This is a genomic window from Bartonella sp. AA1HLJMS (genome assembly GCF_042197445.1).
GTDB lineage: Bacteria > Pseudomonadota > Alphaproteobacteria > Rhizobiales > Rhizobiaceae > Bartonella.
Genome location: NZ_JBHIRW010000161.1, coordinates 1 through 1,596, shown reverse-complemented (window position 1 = coordinate 1,596; position 1,596 = coordinate 1). Strand labels below are relative to the sequence as shown.

The 1,596-nt window shown below is 34.8% G+C and carries 3 protein-coding genes and 1 pseudogene; all 4 read right to left on the bottom strand.

What is annotated here, in order from left to right; all coding sequences use genetic code 11:
• Positions 1–34: 34 nt before the first annotated feature.
• Positions 35–274 (bottom strand): annotated as a pseudogene (locus tag ACFIQE_RS10230) (TrbC/VirB2 family protein); the annotation flags it as partial.
• Between the two features lie 76 nt (positions 275–350).
• Positions 351–668, bottom strand: coding sequence for a VirB2 family type IV secretion system major pilin TrwL (gene trwL, locus ACFIQE_RS10225; protein ID WP_375621039.1), 318 nt, complete (start codon positions 666–668; stop codon positions 351–353).
• A gap of 134 nt (positions 669–802) precedes the next feature.
• Positions 803–1,123 (bottom strand): VirB2 family type IV secretion system major pilin TrwL, encoded by a 321-nt coding sequence (gene trwL, locus ACFIQE_RS10220; protein ID WP_375621038.1) that lies wholly within the window; start codon positions 1,121–1,123, stop codon positions 803–805.
• 146 nt (positions 1,124–1,269) lie between these two features.
• The gene (gene trwL / locus ACFIQE_RS10215; RefSeq protein WP_375621037.1) at positions 1,270–1,587 is read right to left on the bottom strand and encodes a VirB2 family type IV secretion system major pilin TrwL; all 318 of its coding nucleotides are present in this window, start codon (positions 1,585–1,587) and stop codon (positions 1,270–1,272) included.
• Positions 1,588–1,596 lie beyond the last annotated feature (9 nt).

Below are 1,596 nucleotides of genomic sequence, written 5' to 3'. Positions count from 1 at the left end.
CTGAACTAGATATAACAACACCCACCGCGATTCATACGAATGTCTCTTTTGCGATGTAGCCGATCTCATAAGCAATTGCTAAGCACAAAAGTATCACGGCAGCAGCAATAGGGATAAGCAACTTTAAGTCATCACGGAGTTTTTCTAAAGCACCTTTTGCAGTTGTTAATTGTTGAGCATACACAGGATTGGCCATAAAAAATACAGTTAAAGCTGCAGAGGTTTTAGTAGCTTTATTCCGAATTATTGTTTGAAGAACTTTTGATTTTTTCATATTGTTTATCTCAATTTAGATTTCTCTTTAGGATAAAAAGATATTTTATACAGCATGACTTTAATAGTCATTTTTATTACGCGCTTTTGAATAACATATTTGCAAGTTCAGCTGCTGAACCCGCGATAACGACACCAATTGCCCACCGTACGAATGTATCTTTTCCGATGTAGCGCCCTGCATAACCAATTGCTAAGCACAAAAGTATCACGGCAGCAGCAATGGGGATAATCGTTTTTAAGTCTGTTTGGAGTGCAGTTAAAGCGTTATTTGCAGGTTGTAGAACTACTGCTTGGGCTAAAACAGGATTGGCCATAAAAAATACAGTTAAAGCTGCAGAGGTTTTAGTAGCTTTATTCCAAATTATTGTTTGAAGAGTTTTTAATTGTTTCATATTGCTTATTCCAATTTAGATTACAGTTGGTATAAATAATCTCTTTTTTTGATATAGTTTGTTATTTCACTAAATAAAAATACAGAAATCTAAGTTTTTTTATAATAGATACACTTAGTGTTTAATAAGATTTATCAGGGGTTTTTAAATAACAAATTAGCAAGTTCAGTTGCTGAACCAGCAATAACGACACCAATTGCCCATCGTACGAATGTATCTCTTCCGATATAGCGCCCTGCATAAGCAATCGCTAAGCACAGAAGTATCACGGCTGCAGCAATAGGAATAATTTCTTTCAAGTCTTTTTGGAGCGCGTTTAAAGCTGTATCTGCGTTTTTCAAACCTTTTGCTGCTTGAGCCCATACGGGATTGTTCATAAAAAATACAGTTAAAACTGCAGAGGTTGCGGTAATTTTATTATTATCATTCAATTGAAAATTGATTAATTTTTTCATATTGTTCAACCTTATCAAATTGTATTTGGCGCAAGTAGTTTTTCCATGAAATAAGGGATAATTTCATTGAATTGATGTGGAATAAAAGTATTAAAGTCTAAAATTCTTTTTTCATGAAAGAAGCATTTCATGTTTCAAAAGATTTATTAGTTGGGTTTAAATAATAAACTAGCAAGTTCAGTTGCTGAACCAGCGATAACGACACCGATTGCCCACCGTACAAATGTGTCTTTTCCGATATAGCGCCCTGCATAACCAATTGCTAAGCACAAAAGTATTACGGCAGCAGCGATAGGGATAATCGTTTTTAAATCTGTTTGAAGCAGTCCTAAAGCTTTTTTTGCAGGGTCTAAACCCGCTGCTTGGGCGTATACAGGAGCGGTCATAAAAAATACAGTTAAAGCTGCAGAAAATGCAGCAATTTTATTACGAGCTGTTGTGTGAAGAATATTTAATTGTTTCATGTTCTTTAT

What these genes read in the sequence shown, in the direction of transcription:
- trwL (WP_375621039.1), bottom strand. Translation starts at nt 668, where the DNA reads ATGAAACAATTAAAAACTCTTCAAACAATAATTTGGAATAAAGCTACT.
- trwL (WP_375621038.1), bottom strand. Translation starts at nt 1,123, where the DNA reads ATGAAAAAATTAATCAATTTTCAATTGAATGATAATAATAAAATTACC.
- trwL (WP_375621037.1), bottom strand. Translation starts at nt 1,587, where the DNA reads ATGAAACAATTAAATATTCTTCACACAACAGCTCGTAATAAAATTGCT.